Source organism: Sphingomonas sp. UBA978 (genome assembly GCF_002292295.1).
GTDB lineage: Bacteria > Pseudomonadota > Alphaproteobacteria > Sphingomonadales > Sphingomonadaceae > Sphingomonas.
This window is the reverse complement of the sequence record NZ_DBBS01000002.1, coordinates 40,131-57,830: the sequence shown is the minus strand read 5'-3', so window position 1 is coordinate 57,830 and position 17,700 is coordinate 40,131. Positions and strand designations below refer to the sequence as shown.

General features: G+C 69.3%; 22 protein-coding genes. 4 read left to right on the top strand and 18 right to left on the bottom strand.

The features are described from left to right. Positions 1-18: 18 nt before the first annotated feature. The 12 genes from tilS to B2515_RS00255 all read right to left on the bottom strand — a co-directional run bounded on the left by tilS (position 19) and on the right by B2515_RS00255 (position 10,055). Complete coding sequence (gene tilS / locus B2515_RS00310) at positions 19-1,032, bottom strand: tRNA lysidine(34) synthetase TilS (protein WP_293872569.1); 1,014 nt, start codon at positions 1,030-1,032, stop codon at positions 19-21. Further along, on the bottom strand, positions 995-1,960 hold the full coding sequence (locus B2515_RS00305; protein WP_293872567.1) for a tetratricopeptide repeat protein: 966 nt from the start codon (positions 1,958-1,960) through the stop codon (positions 995-997). Before B2515_RS00305 ends, tilS begins: the two co-directional genes overlap by 38 nt. 76 nt (positions 1,961-2,036) lie before the next feature. After that, positions 2,037-2,996, bottom strand: coding sequence for a helix-turn-helix domain-containing protein (locus B2515_RS00300; RefSeq protein ID WP_293872565.1), 960 nt, complete (start codon positions 2,994-2,996; stop codon positions 2,037-2,039). A gap of 98 nt (positions 2,997-3,094) precedes the next feature. After that, positions 3,095-5,368, bottom strand: a complete 2,274-nt coding sequence (gene ptsP / locus B2515_RS00295; RefSeq protein ID WP_293872563.1) for a phosphoenolpyruvate--protein phosphotransferase — start codon at positions 5,366-5,368, stop codon at positions 3,095-3,097. A 196-nt stretch (positions 5,369-5,564) separates the two neighbouring features. Next, the gene (ruvB, locus tag B2515_RS00290; RefSeq protein WP_293872561.1) at positions 5,565-6,608 is read right to left on the bottom strand and encodes a Holliday junction branch migration DNA helicase RuvB; all 1,044 of its coding nucleotides are present in this window, start codon (positions 6,606-6,608) and stop codon (positions 5,565-5,567) included. Then, positions 6,605-6,907 carry a type II toxin-antitoxin system RelE/ParE family toxin gene (locus tag B2515_RS17325; protein ID WP_414711343.1) on the bottom strand — a complete coding sequence of 101 codons (303 nt, stop codon included), beginning with the start codon at positions 6,905-6,907 and terminating at the stop codon, positions 6,605-6,607. The genes ruvB and B2515_RS17325 overlap by 4 nt, the downstream gene beginning before the upstream one ends. Beyond that, positions 6,900-7,151 carry a ribbon-helix-helix domain-containing protein gene (locus B2515_RS00280; RefSeq protein ID WP_293872557.1) on the bottom strand — a complete coding sequence of 84 codons (252 nt, stop codon included), beginning with the start codon at positions 7,149-7,151 and terminating at the stop codon, positions 6,900-6,902. The genes B2515_RS17325 and B2515_RS00280 overlap by 8 nt, the downstream gene beginning before the upstream one ends. Positions 7,152-7,197: 46 nt before the next feature. Beyond that, the gene (gene ruvA / locus B2515_RS00275; RefSeq protein WP_293872555.1) at positions 7,198-7,794 is read right to left on the bottom strand and encodes a Holliday junction branch migration protein RuvA; all 597 of its coding nucleotides are present in this window, start codon (positions 7,792-7,794) and stop codon (positions 7,198-7,200) included. Next, a complete protein-coding gene (ruvC, locus tag B2515_RS00270) occupies positions 7,791-8,297 on the bottom strand; it encodes a crossover junction endodeoxyribonuclease RuvC (RefSeq protein WP_293872553.1) in 507 nt (168 codons plus the stop codon). The genes ruvA and ruvC overlap by 4 nt, the downstream gene beginning before the upstream one ends. Further along, on the bottom strand, positions 8,294-8,689 hold the full coding sequence (locus B2515_RS00265) for an endonuclease domain-containing protein (protein ID WP_293872551.1): 396 nt from the start codon (positions 8,687-8,689) through the stop codon (positions 8,294-8,296). The genes ruvC and B2515_RS00265 overlap by 4 nt, the downstream gene beginning before the upstream one ends. Before the next feature lie 53 nt (positions 8,690-8,742). Further along, a complete protein-coding gene (locus B2515_RS00260) occupies positions 8,743-9,486 on the bottom strand; it encodes a YebC/PmpR family DNA-binding transcriptional regulator (protein ID WP_293872549.1) in 744 nt (247 codons plus the stop codon). Positions 9,487-9,515: 29 nt separating this feature from the next. Next, positions 9,516-10,055 carry a DUF1003 domain-containing protein gene (locus B2515_RS00255; protein ID WP_293872547.1) on the bottom strand — a complete coding sequence of 180 codons (540 nt, stop codon included), beginning with the start codon at positions 10,053-10,055 and terminating at the stop codon, positions 9,516-9,518. 113 nt (positions 10,056-10,168) lie between these two features. Here B2515_RS00255 and B2515_RS00250 point away from each other — a divergent pair, with 113 nt between their 5' ends. Further along, positions 10,169-11,635, top strand: coding sequence for an ATP-binding protein (locus tag B2515_RS00250; protein ID WP_293872545.1), 1,467 nt, complete (start codon positions 10,169-10,171; stop codon positions 11,633-11,635). A 32-nt stretch (positions 11,636-11,667) separates the two neighbouring features. Here B2515_RS00250 and B2515_RS00245 read toward each other — a convergent pair whose 3' ends face one another. From B2515_RS00245 to B2515_RS00230, 4 genes are all read right to left on the bottom strand, one after another. Further along, a complete protein-coding gene (locus B2515_RS00245) occupies positions 11,668-11,946 on the bottom strand; it encodes a DUF1294 domain-containing protein (RefSeq protein WP_293872543.1) in 279 nt (92 codons plus the stop codon). A 7-nt stretch (positions 11,947-11,953) separates the two neighbouring features. Then, the gene (locus tag B2515_RS00240) at positions 11,954-12,400 is read right to left on the bottom strand and encodes a nuclear transport factor 2 family protein (RefSeq protein ID WP_293872541.1); all 447 of its coding nucleotides are present in this window, start codon (positions 12,398-12,400) and stop codon (positions 11,954-11,956) included. Between the two features lie 73 nt (positions 12,401-12,473). Next, on the bottom strand, positions 12,474-12,740 hold the full coding sequence (locus B2515_RS00235) for a DUF2312 domain-containing protein (RefSeq protein WP_230631800.1): 267 nt from the start codon (positions 12,738-12,740) through the stop codon (positions 12,474-12,476). Between the two features lie 116 nt (positions 12,741-12,856). Further along, the gene (locus B2515_RS00230; RefSeq protein ID WP_293872536.1) at positions 12,857-13,234 is read right to left on the bottom strand and encodes a DUF1244 domain-containing protein; all 378 of its coding nucleotides are present in this window, start codon (positions 13,232-13,234) and stop codon (positions 12,857-12,859) included. Positions 13,235-13,311: 77 nt separating this feature from the next. Here B2515_RS00230 and pyk point away from each other — a divergent pair, with 77 nt between their 5' ends. The 3 genes from pyk to B2515_RS00215 are packed head-to-tail and all read left to right on the top strand — an operon-like array spanning position 13,312 to position 16,448. Further along, positions 13,312-14,766 carry a pyruvate kinase gene (pyk, locus tag B2515_RS00225; RefSeq protein ID WP_293872535.1) on the top strand — a complete coding sequence of 485 codons (1,455 nt, stop codon included), beginning with the start codon at positions 13,312-13,314 and terminating at the stop codon, positions 14,764-14,766. A gap of 59 nt (positions 14,767-14,825) precedes the next feature. Then, the gene (locus B2515_RS00220) at positions 14,826-15,365 is read left to right on the top strand and encodes a DUF4337 domain-containing protein (protein WP_293872533.1); all 540 of its coding nucleotides are present in this window, start codon (positions 14,826-14,828) and stop codon (positions 15,363-15,365) included. 57 nt (positions 15,366-15,422) lie between these two features. Beyond that, positions 15,423-16,448 carry a glycosyltransferase family 2 protein gene (locus B2515_RS00215; RefSeq protein WP_293872531.1) on the top strand — a complete coding sequence of 342 codons (1,026 nt, stop codon included), beginning with the start codon at positions 15,423-15,425 and terminating at the stop codon, positions 16,446-16,448. Positions 16,449-16,488: 40 nt separating this feature from the next. On the opposite strand, the gene B2515_RS00210 is transcribed toward B2515_RS00215, so the two are convergent. Both B2515_RS00210 and B2515_RS00205 read right to left on the bottom strand, forming a co-directional pair. Next, positions 16,489-17,217 carry a class I SAM-dependent methyltransferase gene (locus B2515_RS00210; protein WP_293872529.1) on the bottom strand — a complete coding sequence of 243 codons (729 nt, stop codon included), beginning with the start codon at positions 17,215-17,217 and terminating at the stop codon, positions 16,489-16,491. A 2-nt stretch (positions 17,218-17,219) separates the two neighbouring features. After that, positions 17,220-17,651, bottom strand: coding sequence for a GtrA family protein (locus B2515_RS00205; RefSeq protein WP_293872527.1), 432 nt, complete (start codon positions 17,649-17,651; stop codon positions 17,220-17,222). Between the last annotated feature and the right edge of the window lie 49 nt (positions 17,652-17,700).

Here is a 17,700-nt window from a genome sequence, read left to right as displayed (position 1 = left end):
GCGATCGCCCGGCGTCGATCAGCCCGAACGGCGCGCCGGAGCGGGGCGGAAGCGCCACGCGCCGCCCTGAGGGCCGACCACGACGCCGGCCTGCGTCGCCCGTTTTCCGGCCGCCAGCGCGTCGAGCAACGATTCGATATTGGCCGATTCGCTCCACCTCGGTGCGGCGATCCCGGCCGTCTCGATCACGAGCCCGATCGCGCGGCGGGCCAGGCGACGGGTGAGTTCGCGCGGCAGGTCGGCGACGTCGACGCGCACGACCGGACCGGCGACCGTCGCGCGGCTCGACCACAGCCAGTCGACGATCGCGCGGACATCGCCGTCCGCCTCCGCCAGCGCCGCCGCGGAGCGGGCGATCTGCGGCGGGCCGAGCCATTCGTTGGCGTCGAGCAGGCGGCGGAAGCGAGTGCGGTCGTGTGCCGGATCGAGGTTGGAGGGATCGTCGACGAACGGCACCTCCGCCCGGCGGACGATCGCGCGCAGCTCGGCGCGGCGCCAGTCGAGCAGCGGCCGGATCACCGTCACCGCGCCGATCGTCGTGCGCGGCCGCACCCCGGCGAGACCGGCGATGCCCGATCCGCGCGCCGCGCGCATCAGGAAGGTTTCGGCCTGATCGTCGACATGATGTGCGGTCGCCAGCGCCTCCGCCGCGATCGCACGCGCATGATCGGCGAGCAGCGCGTAACGGGCATGGCGCGCCGCCGCCTGGATGCTGGCGCCGGCGATCGGCTGCGCGGGGACGAGCGTCGCATGAGGGACGGCGAGGTGCGCGCAATGCGCCGCCACCATCGCCGCCTCCGCCGCGGCATCCGCGCGCAGCCGGTGATCGACCGTCGCGGCGTGGACGCCGTCAGGGAAGGCGGCGGCGGCGAGCGTCAGCATCGCCATGCTGTCCGGGCCGCCGGACACGGCGACGAGCAGCGCCCCGCGGGGCTCATGCCCTAGCGTGCGGATCAGGTCGTGACGAAACCGGTCGGCCTGCTCGGCCAGCGGCTCACTTGCACTTGGCGGCGGTACGGCCCTTCTCGACATCGGCCTTCATCTGTCCGGAAACCTTGCTGCCGTAGACGTCGGTGAGCTCGCCGTACACCTTGCAGGCATCGGCCGGCTTGTTGAGCTTCATCAGCGCTTGGGCGAGATAATAGAGGCTGTCGGGCGCGCGCTCGCCGTCGGGCATCTTCTTGTAATTGTCGTAGAAAGCCATCGACGCGAGGCTGGGCTTGCCCTCATCGAGGTAGGAGCGGCCGAGCAGGTTCTGCGCATAGCTGGCGCGGCGGTGCTTGGGATAGGTGGCGACCACCTTCTTGAGCTGCGCCTCGGCCTGCGGATATTGCTTCGCCGCCCACAGGCGATAGCCGTAGAGATATTCGTCCTCGGGCGTGTCGCCGGTCGCGGGCTTGTCGACCTTCGCGCCGGTCGCCGGCGCGCTATCCTCCGCGGTGTCGACCACGGTCGCGGGCGTCGCCACGGGGCGGGGCGTCGCGGTGCCGCGCGGCGGCGTCCGGGTCGGCCGCGTCGTCGCGCCGGCCGCCGCCTCGTCCTCGCCGAGCGGCGTCGAGGCGGGCGTAGTCGCCAGCGCCGGGGTAGAGGCGAGGCCGGCGAGCCTCGCATCGGTGCTGCGCTTGTAGGCGTCGAACTGGTCCTGCAGCTGACGGACCTTGTAGCCCGTCTGCTCGATCTGGTCGGTCATCCCCGCCATCTGCTGCTCCAGCGCGGTGACGCGGCTGGTCAGGTCGGCGACCGCGCTGGTCGCGGGGCTGCCGCCGGCGGCCTGCGGCGTATCGGGCCGCGAGATCTCGGGCTGGAGATACTGGCCGGCGCCGCCCGGAAAGACCTTGCGCTGCACCGCGCGCATCTCGCTTTCGAGCTTGCCGACGCGGCCCTCAACATTGCTCTGCGCCAATGCGGCGACGGGAATCAAGGACGTGGCGGCGGCAAGCGCCCAGATGATCGTACGCATGGTCTTGGGCACCCCCCGGCGCGTGTCAGGTTAACGAAGCGCCGTCATAGCTGCATCCGCCTAGCTGTCGCCAGCCTTAAGGCGCAGAAGAATTGCCCGTCGCCGCCGGTTCTTGCGACGACTGGAGGTTGGCGCGCTGCGTCTCGCTGAGCGCCGGACGGCGCTCGCTGCGCGCGGGCCGCGTCGCGGCGGCGCGCGTCGGGGTCCGGTCGGCCGTCGCCGCCGCCGGTGTGGCGGCGGCCTCGGGCTGTCCGGCGAGCCGCGCCGCGATCGCCTCGCCGCTGACCCGTACGTCCTTGATCGCGCGCGATCCGTCGCCGAGCGGCGGGATCGCCGAGCCGTTGAGCGTCACCGCGAGCTTGTCCGGGCGGCCGACGTTGATCTTCGGATCGTTGGCGCCGGCCGGGACGGTGAACGTCTCGCCCGGCTTCATCGTGCCGAGATACAGCGTCGCGTTGTCGGCGTCGTATACGCGGAGCCACACCTCGTCGCTGGCGGTCAGCACCACCTGTCCGCCGGTCGGCGCCGCCGGGGTGGCGGCGGGCGTCGGCGTCGGCGCGATCGTCTGCGCGACCACCGTCTCGCCGGCGGCGGGCGTGCCGCTGCCCGGCTGGAACAGGCTGGTGCCATACCACAGGCCGACGAGGATCAATACCGCGAGCGCGACGCCGACGCCGAGGATCGCCACCCCGCGCGACGGCACGCGGGCGGGATCGGCGGTTTCGTACGGGACATATTCCGGGCGGCGCGGCCCGAGCCGGTCGAGATCGCGCCGCACCTCCTGCGCGATGACGACCTCGTCGATGCCGACCGCGCGGGCATAGGCCTTGGAAAAGCCCATTGCATAGGTCGGCGACGGCAGCGCGGCGTAATCGCCCGCCTCCAGCGCCTCCAGATGCCGCTGCGGCACGCGGGTGCGCGCGGCGACTTCCGCCAGACTCAGTCCCCTGCTCTCGCGCGCCTCACGCAACCGCTCCCCCGGCCGGGCCGGCGGAACGGTATTCGGGTTGGGCTGGCCGGGATCGACCTCGTCCATTCGTGTCTCCAATGGAGTGCTGCGGATCGCTGACGTGGGCGACATTCCCCGATGCCTTGCTGCAAGTCAACGTGAGCGCCGCCCGGTTCGACGGCCTTTCAGGCCAGATCGACGCCGCTTTGCACCGCCCAGTCGGTCAGCGCCCCGCGCATGTCGCGTGGCGGACGCGCGATCAGCTGCGCGACGAAGGCGGTGAGCGCGGCATGATCGAGGCTGCGCACCATCGCCTTGATCGGCCCGATCGCCGCCGGCGTGATCGACAGGCGGTCGATACCCAGCCCGATCAGCGCCATCGCCTCGACCGGCCGGCCGCCCATCTCGCCACAGACGGCGAGCGCGACCTCGGCGTCGCGGCACGGCCCGACCACCCGCGACAGGAAGCGCAGGATCGACGGGCTCAGCCAGTCGTAGCGTTCGGCGAGGCGCGGATTGGCGCGATCGGCGGCGAACAGGAATTGCGTCAGATCGTTGGTGCCGACCGACAGGAAATCGATCTCCGGCAGCAGCAGGTCGAGCTGTTCGGCGAGTGCCGGCACCTCGAGCATCGCGCCATAGCGGATCTCGAGCGGCAGGCGGCGGCCGCGTGCGCCGATCCATGCCCGCTGCGCCTCGAACAAGGCCTTCGCCTCGGCGAATTCCCATGCTTCCGACACCATCGGGAACATGACGTTCAGCGTGCGGCCCGACGCCGCCTCGATCAGCGCGCGCGCCTGCACCTTCATCAGGCCGTCGCGATCGAGCGCGAGCCGCAACGCGCGCCAGCCCATCGCCGGATTCTCCTCGTCCGCATCCTCCTTGTTGAGGTAGGGCAAGGCCTTGTCGCCGCCGATGTCGACGGTGCGGAAGATCACCGGGCGGTCGCCGGCGGCATCCAGCACCTCCTTGTAGAGGCGCTGCTGGCGCTCGCGCTGCGGCAGCGTCGCGGAAACGAGGAACTGGAATTCGGTGCGGAACAGGCCGATCCCGTCCGCGCCGGTGATATCGAGCGCGGCGACGTCGTCGCGCAGGCCGGCGTTGACCATCAGCGTGACGCGATGGCCGTCCTTCGTCACCGGCGGCACGTCGCGCAGCGCGGCGAAGGCGGCCTTGCGCTTCTGGCGGAGCGCCAGCTTCGATTCGAACGCCTCCTCCATCCCCGACGACGGGCGGACGAAGACGTTGCCCGCGACCGAATCGAGCAGCAGCAGGTCGCCTTCCGCGATCAGCCGGCGGACGTCGCGGACGCGGCCGAGCACCGGCACGCCCATCGCCCGCGCGACGATGGTGACATGCGCGGTCAGCGACCCTTCCTCGAGGATCACCCCCTTCAGCCGGCGCTTGTCATATTCGAGCAGCTCGGCGGGGCCGAGGTTGCGCGCGATCAGGATCGTGTCCTGCCGCAACCCCATCTGCGCCGCCGTGCCCATCTGGCCCGAGACGATGCGCAGCAGCCGGTTCGCCAGATCCTCGAGGTCGTGCATCCGGTCGGCGAGCAGCGGATCGTCGATCTGGCGCATGCGCTGGCGGGTACGCTGCTGGACGCGCTCGATCGCCGCCTCGGCGGTGAGCCCGCTGTCGATCGCCTCGTTGATCCGCCGCGCCCAGCCCTCGTCATAGGCGAACATCTTGTAGGTCTGCAGGACCTCCTCATGCTCGCCGCCGACGCCGAATTCCGCCTCGCGCGTCATCCGGTCGATCTGTTCGCGCATCTTGTCGAACGCGGCGTAGACGCGGTGGCGCTCCGCATCGGTATCCTCGGCGACGGTATGTTCGACGACGATCCGCGGCTGGTGGAACACCGCATGGCCCGAGGCCATGCCCTCGACCAGCTTCTGCCCGGGCAGGCGGACCGCGGCGGTCGACTGCGGACGGTTGGTGCCGGCGCCCGCGGCGTCGATCAGCCCGGCATTGGCGATCAGTTCGGACAGGACCATCGCGACGGTCTGCAACGCCTCGATCTCGACGTCCTGATATTTGCGCTGCTCGCTGTGCTGCACCGCGAGCACCCCGACCGCGCGTTCGCGGCGGATGATCGGCACGCCGGCGAAGCTGTGGTAGCGCTCCTCGCCCGTTTCGGGCTTGTAGGCGAAATCGGGATGGCTGGCGGCCTCATCGAGGTTGAGCACCTCGACATCCTCGGCGATCGAACCGACCAGGCCTTCGCCCAGCGCCAGCTTGGTGACGTGCACCGCCGCCTGGTCGAGCCCGCGGGTGGCGAACAGTTCGAGCACGCCCTCGCGCAGCAGATAGATCGAGCAGACCTCGCTATCCATCGCCTCGGCGATGATGCCGACGACGGCGTTCAGCTTCGCCTGCGCCGGGTTGCGGCCGGCCATGACGTCGTGGAGACGGGTGAGGATTTCGCGGGCGGAGGCGGCGGCCGAACTGGGCATAGGGCTTGTCTACCGGATCACGCACCGAAAGCTAACGGCAAACTCAAAGGCCACCTGTTACGGCTTTTTTCGGCACTGGTCGTATATGATGATCGCCTCGATGACGACCACAACGATCAACATCCAGATGATGTTTTCATAGTTTGCGAGATGTCGTTCCGCTTCGCGCAGCAATCGGGGACACGCAATGGCCAAATCATCGCTTTCCATCATCCATCCCCACGTCAAATAAACCGTCCTGCGATCCCGCCGGCGGATTGAGGCCGAGATGCTTCCAGCCGCCGGCGTTGAGCACGCGGCCGCGCGCGGTGCGCGCGACGAGGCCGAGCTGGATCAGATAGGGTTCGATCACCTCCTCGATCGTGTCGCGCGGTTCGGACAGGCCGGCGGCGAGCGTCTCGACGCCCACCGGCCCGCCGCGGTAGATGTCGGCGATCATGTGAAGGTAGCGCCGGTCCATCGCGTCGAGGCCGAGCGCATCGACCTCCAGCCGGTTGAGCGCGCGGTCGGCGGCGATGCGATCGACGGTCGGCGTACCCGCGACATTGGCGAAGTCGCGCACCCGGCGCAGCAGGCGGCCGGCGATACGCGGCGTGCCGCGCGCGCGGCGGGCGATCTCGCTGGCGCCGTCGGGGGCGATGCCGAGGTCGAGCAGCCCGGCCGCGCGGGTGACGACGCGGGTCAGTTCCTCGACGGTGTAGAATTGCAGGCGGACGGGAATGCCGAAGCGGTCGCGCAGCGGCGTCGTCAGCAACCCCTGCCGCGTCGTCGCGCCGACCAGCGTGAACTTGGGCAGGTCGATCCGGACGCTGCGCGCCGACGGCCCCTCGCCGATCATCAGGTCGAGCGCGCGATCCTCCATCGCCGGGTAGAGCACCTCCTCGACCGCGGGCTGGAGGCGGTGGATCTCGTCGATGAACAGCACGTCGCCGTCCTCGAGATTGGTGAGCAGGGCGGCGAGGTCGCCCGACTTGGCGATGACCGGGCCGGAGGTGGCGCGGAAGCCGACGCCCATCTCGCGCGCGATGATCTGCGCCAGCGTCGTCTTGCCGAGCCCCGGCGGGCCGAAGAACAGCACATGGTCGAGCGCGTCACCGCGCTGCCGCGCCGCCTCGATGAACACGCGCAGATTCTCACGCGCGGCCTGCTGCCCGACGAATTCGTCGAGGCTGCGCGGCCGCAGCGCCGCATCGACGTCCTCGGGACGGCGGCTGGCGGTGAGGAGGCGGTCGTCGGTCATTGTTCGACCGGGAGAGCATGCCGCAGATCGCGGGCCTGATGGATGATGCGATCGATCATGACGGCGCCGCCGACGACGCGATACAGGATACGATGGGGACGATGCGACAGGGACCGGACGCCCAGTTCCAGATCGGGCCATTCCTGGCCGGCGAATGGCTGGTCGCGCAACAAAGCGAACAAGCGACGAAACCCTTCGATATGCGCCTCTGATGCCGAACGGCCGAATCGGCGCCGGCCTTCCCTGCCGATAATCTGCAGATCGCGACGGGCTTGCGCGCTGACGCGCAGCCTAGTCATCTGCGTTACGGATATCGGCGATGATGTCGTCCAATATGTCTTCGGGTTCGCGATCGACGATCCCCGACGCGATCCCTTCCTCGACCAGAAGGCGGACGCGCCGCACATCGGCCTGATAACTATGCTGATCGCGCTCGATCAGCACGCGCAGATAATCGGCCGGATCGGTGAATCCCGCCGCGGACACGCGCCCTTCGACATAGCGCTGGAGGTCGGCCGGGAGAGAGACGTGCAGTTGCGCCATGTTCCCGATATAGTCCTGTTTCATCCGAGCGTCCAGCGACGTGGGATCACTTCGCCGCCTTGCGCAGCGCCAGCCGCACCAATGCGTCGAGCGTCGCCGCGGGGCCAAGGTCTTCCTCCGCCGCGCCGACCGCGCTTGCCGCCTCGGCGGGGCGGAAGCCGAGATTGAGCAACGCCGACACCGCATCCGCGGCGGCGCCGGCCGGCATGACCTGCGCGGCCGCCGCGGGGCCCAGCGCGACGGTGCCGACCTTGTCCTTCAGCTCGCGGACGATCCGCTCGGCGAGCTTCGGGCCGACGCCGTTGGCGCGCGCGACCATCGCCTTGTCCTGCGCGGATACCGCACGCGCGATCTCGGCCGTGTCGAGCGCCGACAGGATCGCGAGCGCGACGCGCGAGCCCACCCCCTGGACGCCGGTCAGCAGGCGGAACCAGTCGCGCTCCTCGGCGCGGGCGAAGCCGACGAGGCGGATCGAATCCTCGGCGACCAGCATCTCGGTGTGCAGCATCGCCGCCTCGCCGACCGGGCCGATCGCGGCGAGCGTGCGCGCCGAGGCGCCGACGAAATAGCCGACGCCGCCGACGTCGATCACGGCATAATCAACGCCGGTCGCATCGAGCCGGCCCTTGAGATGTGCGATCATGCGGTCACCCTGGCGCGGCGCGCCATGCCCTGGGCCGAGGCGAGATGATGCGCGTGCGTGATCGCGACCGCAAGCGCGTCGGCGGCGTCGGGCCCGGCCAGCTTCGCACCCGGCAGCAGCACGGCCATCATCGCCTGGATCTGGCGCTTTTCCGCGCCGCCGGTGCCGACGACCGCCTTCTTGACGGTCGAGGGGTGATATTCGCCGATATGCAGTCCGCTGGCGGCGGCGGCGAGCAGCACGACGCCGCGCGCCTGGCCCAGCTTGAGCGTGGATTGCGCGTTGGTGTTGCCCAGCACCTCCTCGACCGCGGCGCCGTCGGGGCGCTCGGCGAGGATCACGTCGATCAGCGCGGCGTGCAGGTTCGACAGGCGGCGGGGGAGCGGCATCGACGGATCGGTCCTGATCTGGCCGTTGGCGATATGCTTGAGGCGGTTGCCGTCGGCATGGATGACGCCCCAGCCGGTGGTGCCGAGCCCGGGGTCGAGGCCAAGGATAATCATGGGGAAAGCCCCTCCTCTTCAGAGGAGGGGTTGGGGTGGAGGAGTCCGGTCGTTGGCCAGCGCGGTGGCATCTGGCGAGCGCGGTCGAGGATGGTCAGGAGCACGCCTTCCATATTGGTCATGACGTCGGCGTTGGTGAAGCGAAGTATGGCGATGCCGTATTGCTGCTTCAACAGCGCATCGCGCCTGCGGTCGGTGGCGGGATCATGAGTGTCGCCATCGATCTCGATGCCAAGCGCAAGCGACGGGCAGAAGAAATCGAGGATGCGGCTGTCGATCGCATGCTGCCGACGAAATTTGAAACCGCCCAGGCGCGAGCCGGACAGATGTCGCCAGAGACGACGTTCGGGTTCCGTGGGGTTGCGGCGGTTTTGGCGCGCATGATCGATCACCCTCGTGACTCCTCCACCCCAACCCCTCCTCTGAAGAGGAGGGGCTTTTCCGGTCAGCCCAGCTTCTCCATCACCTCGTCGGAGACCTCGTAATTGCCCCATACGGTCTGCACGTCGTCGTCGTCGTCGAGCGTGTCGATCAGCTTGAACAGCGTCGCCGCATCGCCTTCGTCGACCGACACCATCGTCTGCGGACGCCAGGCGAGCTTGGCGCCTTCGGGTTCGCCGAGCACCGGCTCGAGCGCCTTGGCGACTTCGTGCAGGTCGCCGACCGCGGTCCAGATCTCGTGGCCGTCCTCGGACGAGGTCACGTCCTCGGCCCCCGCTTCCAGCGCCGCTTCGAACACCGTTTCGGCGTCACCGGCGGCGGCGGGGTAGCTGATGAGGCCGACGCGATCGAACGCATGGCTGACCGAACCGCTCGCGCCGAGGTTGCCGCCGTTCTTCGACACCGCGGTGCGCACGTTGGTCGCGGTGCGGTTGCGGTTGTCGGACAGCGCCTCGATGATGAGGCTGACGCCGCCGGGGCCGAAGCCCTCGTAGCGGATTTCCTCGTAATTCTCGGTATCGCCCTTCGACGCCTTGTCGATCGCGCGCTGGATATTGTCCTTGGGGACCGACTGCGCCTTGGCGGCGTTGACCGCGGCGCGCAGGCGCGGGTTCATGTCGGGATCGGGAAGACCCATCTTCGCCGCGACGGTGATTTCGCGGGAAAGCTTGGAGAACATGCCCGAGCGCTTCTTATCCTGCGCGCCCTTGCGGTGCATGATGTTCTTGAACTTGGAATGGCCTGCCATGACTGCCTCTAGCGAATAATGGCACGTCCTTAGGCCGCGGGCGCGCGGTTCGCCAGCCTGTCGATCTTTTCCTCCAGCGCCGCGAGCCGGTCGAGCACGACGCCGTCGAGCTTCTGGTGCAGGCGCAGGATGTCGAGTTCGGCGCGCAGGTTGGTCTCGTAATCGAGGCTGGCGGCGAGCCGGTCCTTCGCCGCCTGGCGGTTCTGGCTCATCATGATGACCGGCGCCTGGATCGCCGCGACGGTGGAGAGCATCAGGTTGAGGAAGATGTAGGGGAAGGGATCGAACGCCGCGCCGAAATGCGCCAGCACGTCCGAATTGAGCAGCATCCAGCCAAGCAGCACCGCGGTGAAGGCGATGATGAAGCTCCACGAGCCGCCGATCGCCGCGACCCGGTCGGACAGGCGCTCGCCGAAGCTCGCCCGCGCATCCGCCTCGTCGGCGGCGTCGCGGCTGACGATCGTACCGGCATCGATGCTGTCGAGGACGCGCCGCTCCTCCGCGTCGAGCGCATGCGCGGGCTTGCGCAACAGGCGCTGGGCGAGATCGGCGAGCGGGATCGGCGACATGGGGCCTCCTCGGGCGGCAGGGATCGACCGGTGCCGTAGTGGAGCGGTCGCGAACCGGCAATCGCCGCAAACCGCTTGCCCCCGCCCCCCCGGATACGCCAAACGCAGCCACAATGACCGTCAGCGTAGACATGGGCAGCGACGAGCGCGGCGCGCCCGTGACCATGGACCTCGAAGAACTGCTCGCCACCCGCTTGCTCGTCCAGGGCAATTCGGGGTCGGGCAAGTCGCACCTGCTGCGCCGCCTGCTCGAAGGATCGGCGGGACAGGTGCAACAGGTGGTGATCGATCCGGAGGGCGACTTCGTCACGCTCGCCGGGCCGTACGGCCATGTCGTGATCGAGGCGGCGGACTATTCGGTGCCGGAAATCGCGCGGATCGCGACGCGGCTGCGCGAACATCGCGCCTCGGTCGTGCTGAGCCTCGAGGGGCTGGAGGCGGAGGGACAGATGCGCTGCGCCGCCGCCTTCCTGTCGGCTCTGTTCGATGCGCCGCGCGACCATTGGTATCCGGCGCTGGTCGTGGTCGACGAGGCGCAATTGTTCGCGCCGGTCACCGGCGGCGAGGTCGCCGAAGAGGTGCGGCGCGCGTCCCTGTCGGCGATGACCAACCTGATGTGCCGTGGCCGCAAGCGTGGCCTCGCCGGCGTGATCGCGACGCAGCGGCTGGCGAAGCTCGCCAAGAACGTCGCGGCGGAGGCGTCGAACTTCCTGATGGGGCGCACCTTCCTCGATATCGACATGGCGCGCGCCGCCGACCTGCTCGGCATGGAGCGGCGGCAGGCCGATGTGATCCGCGATCTGGCGCGCGGCACCTTCCTCGCACTGGGGCCGGCGGTGTCGCGGCGGCCGATCACGGTCAAGATCGGCCAGGTCGCGACCTCGGCGCGCAGCGGCAGCCCCAAGCTGACGCCGCTGCCGACCGCGCCCGCCGAAAACCTGCAGCAGCTGATCTTCGCCCCGCCGCCCGAAGAGGCGCCGCAACTGCCGATGAGCTTCGATTCGCGGCCCCGCCGGGTGCCCGCGGACGAACTGCTCGACACGATCGAACGGCCGGTGTCGCAGCAGACGACGCTCGCGCCGCTGCCCGACAAGTCGGACGGCGAGGTCGAGGCGATCTATGCCGCCGTGCTCGAGGCGATCGTCGCGGACCGCGATTCGGCGCTGCGCCCGCCCTCGGTGCTGTTCCAGGATTTCCAGGTGCGCTGCCGGATGGCGGGGCTGGCGAAACCGCCGCTCGACCTGCCCGGCTTCACCCGGCGGCTGTCGGCGGCGCGTGCCGGCATCTTCGACGTCACCGACCCGCAATGGGCGGAGGCCATGGAGCTCGCCTATTCGCTGCCCGACGATATGATCGGCGCCTTCCTGCTGGTCGCACGCGCGGCGAAGAACGGCGAGCCGTGCCCGTCGGATGCGGCGATGGCCGAGACGTACGGCACCAGTTCGCTCGGCCGGGTGCGCCGCCTGATCGGCTATATCGAAAGCCGCGAGCTGTTCGTCGCGCGCGTCGACCTGTCGGGGAAGCGCTCGATCACGATCCCGCGACTGGGATGGACGACCGCGGCGAGCGAGGCGGCATAGCCCCCCGACCCCGGGTCACGATCGGCCCGGATCTACCGGATCAGCAGCGTCGCCAGCCCGACGGCCAGTCCGGCATGGACCATAAAGATCAGGTCGAGACAGGTCGCGAAGGGTTGCTTGCGGGTCTTGTGACGCCAACGGTGCCGCGCCCAGACGGCACCCGGCGATCCCCCGATCAGGGCGAGGCCCAGCAAGGTCGATTCGCGCACCCGCCAGCCACCGGAGACGGCCCGCGCCTTGTCATGCGCAAAGGCGAACACGGTCAGCAGATTGATCGCGACGAAGCCGAGCGAGAACGCGAGGATCGTCACCCGAGCGTCATTTCGCCGGCGGCACCGGGGTATATTGCGCCGACACCAGCTTCCAGCCGGCGCCGCTGCGCACCGCGACATAGCGGGCGCGGAGCGAGCGGGTCATCGTCGCGCCATCGGGACGCGTCATCGTAAAGGACAGACGCTCCGTCGCGATCCCGAACGGGCCGTGGATCGCGCTGCGGCGTTCGCTGCTCTGGATCACCGGCCCGGCCTTGCGCTGGTCGGCGCGGTAGAAGCCGAGGACCTCGGCGCGATCGTCGACATCGCCGACCGGCGAGATTTCTTCGTAATCGGGCGCCAGCGTGGCGCCGAGCGCGACAGGGTCGAAAGCCGCCCGGGCGGCGTTGAAGCGGTCGACGACCTGCTCCACCGCCGCGGTGTCGGCGACGCGCGCGGTCGCGGGCGAGGCGACCGCAGCAACGATCAGGACGGCGGCAAGACGGGCGGTCATCGGGGCAGGCTCCATCGCAACGTGACTTATGCGATTAATACAGCCCCGGACGACCGGTCAAGCCGCCTGCCGGTCAGATCATGCCGAGCGCCTGCATGTATACCTCGAGGATCGCCTCCTCCTCCTGATATTCTTCCTTCTTCTTCTTGCGGATCGAGAGGATCTTGCGGATCGCCTTGGGGTCGTAGCCGCGACCCTTGGCCTCGGCCATCACGTCCTTGATGTCGTCCGAAATGCCCTTTTTCTCTTCCTCGAGCCGTTCGGCGCGCTCGATCAGCAGGCGCAGTTCGTCCGCTGCGACCTGACCGCCGCCCATGCCTTCTTGCCGTTCGTCCGCCATTGTCCCACCCCGCCGCGGCTGGTGCGCGGCCCTCATATGATTCGCTGAAAGGATACCGGTTTCGACCGGTAGGGGCGGGCGTCTAGGCGTTTACCACGTCGCGCTCAACCCCGGCCTTAGCCGCGGCCGGGTTCGGTCATCGCGGGCGGGTCGCTCGCCGGGAAGCTGTCGTCGAGCGCGTCGTCCAGCGCCTCTTCGCGCCCCGCATTGCGCTTGACGCTCTCCTCCATCCGCGCGAGCTGGTCGGGCGTCGCCTCGGTCTGGTAGCGCGCCTTCCACTCCGCCTGCGGCATGCCGTAGATCGTCTCGCGCGCCTCCGCCCTGGGCAGATCGCCCGCCTCCTCGATCCAGTCGGACAGGCAGTTGCGGCAGAAGCCCGACAGGCCCATCAGATCGACGTTCTGCGCATCGGTGCGATGGCGCAGATGGCGGACGAGGCGGCGGAACGCCTGTGCCGCGACGGCATCGGGCAGGGCATCGAGTTTGTCGGTCATGCGGGTCTTTCCGAAGGTTGATCGCGCCTAGATAGGGTTTAGAGGAGGTCGCGGCCATTCCCCAGGAGCCCCTTTCTATGACCACTGCCATCGCGCCCCGCTCGCGGAAAGTGCGTGTGCTCGCGACCCTAGGTCCGGCGAGCAATACACCCGAGATGATCGCGACGCTGTTCCAGGCGGGCGCGGACGCGTTCCGCGTCAACATGAGCCACGGCGACCAGCAGTCCAAGGTCGCGGTGATCGAGGCGATCCGCGGGCTCGAGCGCGAGTTCCAGCGGCCGACCACGATCCTCGCGGACCTGCAGGGTCCCAAGCTGCGCGTGGGCAGGTTCGAGGGCGGCCGGACCGTGCTGGAAAGCGGCAGCACCTTCGTGCTCGACCGCGATCCCACGCCCGGCGACGCGACCCGCGTCGAGCTGCCGCACAAGGAGATCTTCGCCGCGATCGAGCCGGGCGCCCGCCTGTTGCTCGACGACGGCAAGCTGGTGCTGCGCGTCACCGATCACGGCCCCGAGCGGATCGAGACGACGGTCGAGGTCGGCGGCCCGCTGTCGAACAACAAGGGGCTGAACGTCCCCGACGTGGTGCTGCCGATGGCGGCGCTGACCGAAAAGGACCGCAGCGACCTCGCCTTTGCGGTCGAACAGGGCGTCGACTGGATCGCGCTGTCGTTCGTGCAGCGGCCCGAGGATCTGGCCGAGGCGCGCAAGCTGATCGGCGGCAAGGCGGCGCTGCTCGCCAAGATCGAGAAGCCGGCGGCGATCGACCGGCTCGAGGAGATCGTCGAGATGTGCGACGGCGTGATGGTCGCGCGCGGCGACCTGGGCGTCGAGCTGCCGCCGCAGACGGTGCCGCCGCTGCAGAAGCGGATCGTCGAGACGGCGCGCCGGCTCGGCCGCCCCGTCGTCGTCGCGACGCAGATGCTCGAATCGATGATCCAGAGCCCGTCGCCGACCCGCGCCGAGGTGTCCGACGTCGCCACCGCGATCTACGACGGCGCCGATGCGATCATGCTGTCCGCGGAGAGCGCGGCGGGCGCGTGGCCGGTCGAATCGGTCGCGATGATGAATTCGATCGGCATCTCGGTCGAAGGCGATCCGATGCATGGCGACCGCGTCCACTTCACCGTGATGCGGCCCGATCCGACCACCGCCGACGCGCTGGCGGAGGCGGCCAAGCAGATCGCCAAGACGACGTCGGCGACCGCGATCATCTGCTTCACCACCTCGGGATCGACCGCGCGCCGCATCGCGCGCGAACGGCCGTCGGTGCCGATCCTGGTGCTGACGCCGAGCCGCGACACCGCGCGCCGGCTCGGCCTGTTGTGGGGCACGCATGCGGTCCACACCCGCGACGTCGAATCGTTCGAGGACATGGTCGGCAAGGCGAAGCGCATGGCGCTGCGCACCGGCATCGCCAAGGCGGGCGACCGCGTGATCGTGATGGCGGGCGTGCCGTTCCGCACGCCGGGATCGACCAACGTGCTCCACGTCGTCCACATCACCGGCGACGAGCTGAAGGACTATTCCTGACGCGCGGATGACAGGCAATTCACTGGCGCCGCCGTGCCCCGGGCGGCAAGGGCGGCGCCATGGAGTTCGAGGTCAGCGCCGAGGCGAAGGACAAACGCCTCAACCGCCGCGTCGCGGTCACCGTCGTCGTCCTGTCGGTCGCGATGGGACTGGGCAATATCAAGGACGGCAACATCGTCCAGGCGATGGACCAGGCGCAGGCGCGCTCGGTCGACCTGTGGAATGAATATCAGGCGACGCGCACCAAGCTGCGCGTTACCGAGATCGCGCAGCTGCAACTCGCGGCGATGCGCGCGCCGCCATCGGACCGGCTCGCCACCGATGCCGCGCGCTATCGCCGCGAGGCGCCACGCCTGGCCGTGGCGGCCCGGGCGGCGGGCGACCGCTACGACGCGCTCAACGTCCACGACGACCAGTTCGACGCGAGCGAGGCGGCGATCGCCACCGCCATCTCGATCTGCGCGGTCGCGGCGCTGGCCGAGAGCGGCTGGCTGCTGGGCGCCGCCTGGGGCTTCGCCGCGTTCGGGCTGTTCCTGTCGCTGTGCGGTTTCGCCGGCTGGGCCTTCCATCCCGACGTGCTGAGCACGCTGCTGGGATAGCGCACCAATACGTTACGTATGGATGACGGGCCGGCGACGCGTTAAGGGCGGTATCTTATGTACCGCCCCGCGTTGTCCGTCGTCATCCCCTGCTACAACGAGGCCGCGTGCCTGGAGCTGCTGCACGCGCGCGTGTCGGCGGCGGCGACTGCGGCGGTGGGCGACGATCACGAGATCGTTCTCATCAACGACGGCAGCCGCGACGACAGCTGGGCGGTGATGCAGCGCCTGTCCGCGGCCGACCCGCGGCTGGTCGCGATCAACCTGTCGCGCAACCATGGCCACCAGCTGGCGCTGACCGCGGGGCTGGACCTGTGTTCGGGCGCGCAAATCCTCATCATCGACGCCGATCTGCAGGACCCGCCCGAATTGCTGACCGACATGCGCGCGACGATGGCGGCGCAGGCGGCGGACGTCGTCTATGCGGTGCGCCGCAAGCGTCAGGGCGAGACGATCTTCAAGAAGGCGACCGCGGCCGCTTTCTATCGCGTGCTCGACCGCGTCACCGACACGCCGATCCCGCTCGACACCGGCGACTTCCGGCTGATGAGCCGCCGCGCGCTCGACGCGCTGCTGTCGCTGCCCGAACAGGCGCGCTTCATCCGCGGCATGGTCGCCTGGGTGGGATTCCGCCAGGTCCCCTTTCCGTACGACCGCGCCGAACGGCATGCGGGCGAGACCAATTATCCGCTCGGCAAGATGGTGCGCCTCGCCTTCGATGCGGTCACCGGTTTCTCGACCGCGCCGCTGCGCTTCGCCAGCCATGCCTCGGTGATCCTCGCCGGCGCGTCGCTGCTGCTGCTCTTCTACATCCTGTGGGGGTTCTTCGAGGGATCGCCGGTGCAGGGCTGGACCTCGACGATGCTGGTCGTCACCGTGCTGAGCGCGGTGCAGATGTTCGTGCTCGGCATGATCGGCGAGTATCTCGGCCGGCTCTACATCGAATCGAAGCGGCGGCCGCTCTATCTGGTGGCGGACATCGCCGGACCGGTGAAGGGCCATTCGACGCTGGGATTCAACGCCGCCGAACCCTCACCCGAGTTCGAGGTGGCCGACGCCGAGGAGCGGCGCGCGGCGGAGTGACCCTTCCTCCCTCTCCCCGGCGGGGAGAGGGAGGCTCGGCCTATTTCGGTTCTGCGAGCGTCACGATCGAGACGCCGAGCGTCAGCGGGACGCGACCGACCGCGTGGCGTTCGAGGCGAAAAATCGTCTCGAACAGCGCGTTGAGGGGTTTGGCGGGGGGCGAATCGTCGCTGTCGTCGCGGCCGGTCAGCCGCCCCGCGATGCGCGCCGCCGCCGCCAGCGGGAACAATAGCGAATTGAAATAGGTGAGCTTGCGGGGTTTCAGCCCCGCCGCCGCGATCGCTGTCGTCAGCGACGCCTTGGAATAGCGGCGGTGGTGGTGATTCACCACGTCGTGCGCGCTCCACAGCCATTGGTGCGCCGGCACCGCGATCAGGATCTTGCCGCCGGGCCTGAGCAGGCTCGCCATCCCCTTCAGCGCGGCGACGTCGTCGGCGATATGTTCGACGACGTCGAGCACCGCGACGAGATCGTAGCGGCCGCGCGGCACGCCGGGCAGGTCGGGCAAGGGCGCATCGCCGACCGGCTTGCCGAGCCGCGCGCTGGCGATGTCCCGCGCGGCGGGATCGATCTCGATCGCGTCGACCTCGCCGAACGCGGCGAGCATCGGCAGGTTGTGGCCGGTGCCGCAGCCGATCTCGAGGATGCGCGCGTCCTTCGGGAGGGCGCCGTAGCGGGTCAGATAATCGCTGAGGATGTCGCGGCGCGCGCGATACCACCAATGGGTGGAATCATGCGCGGCCATCCGGTCGTAGACGATGCGATCCATAGTTACGCGAACACCAGCCAGCGGTTGAGGATGAAGGTGAAGATGGTGGCGAGCGCCACCGCGGGCAGCAGCGGCGCCCAGGCCGGCAGGCCGAGCAGCGCGGTGCCGATCCAGGTGATGGCGGCGTTCAGCGCCATGCCCGACGCCTGCACGCCGACGAACTGCGCCTGTTGCCGCCGCCCGCGGCTGCCCGAGCCATGGTCGCGGAAGCTCCAGCGACTGTGCAGGACATAGCCGGCGGTGACCGCCACGGCAAAGGCGAACGGGACGGCATAGACGGCATGTTCGCGGGGAAAGACCCAGATGGTCAGCGGCAGGTAGACGGCCGAATAGATCAGCGTCGACAGGCCCCCGGCGATCCCGAAGCGGACGATCTGCCCGAGCATGCCGCTGTCGCGCAATCCTGCCAGTCGTGCCGGTGCTTCCCTCGCCATCCTGCCCGCCCTAAAGGCAATGGGCCGGGAACGGAACGGTAATTCAAGG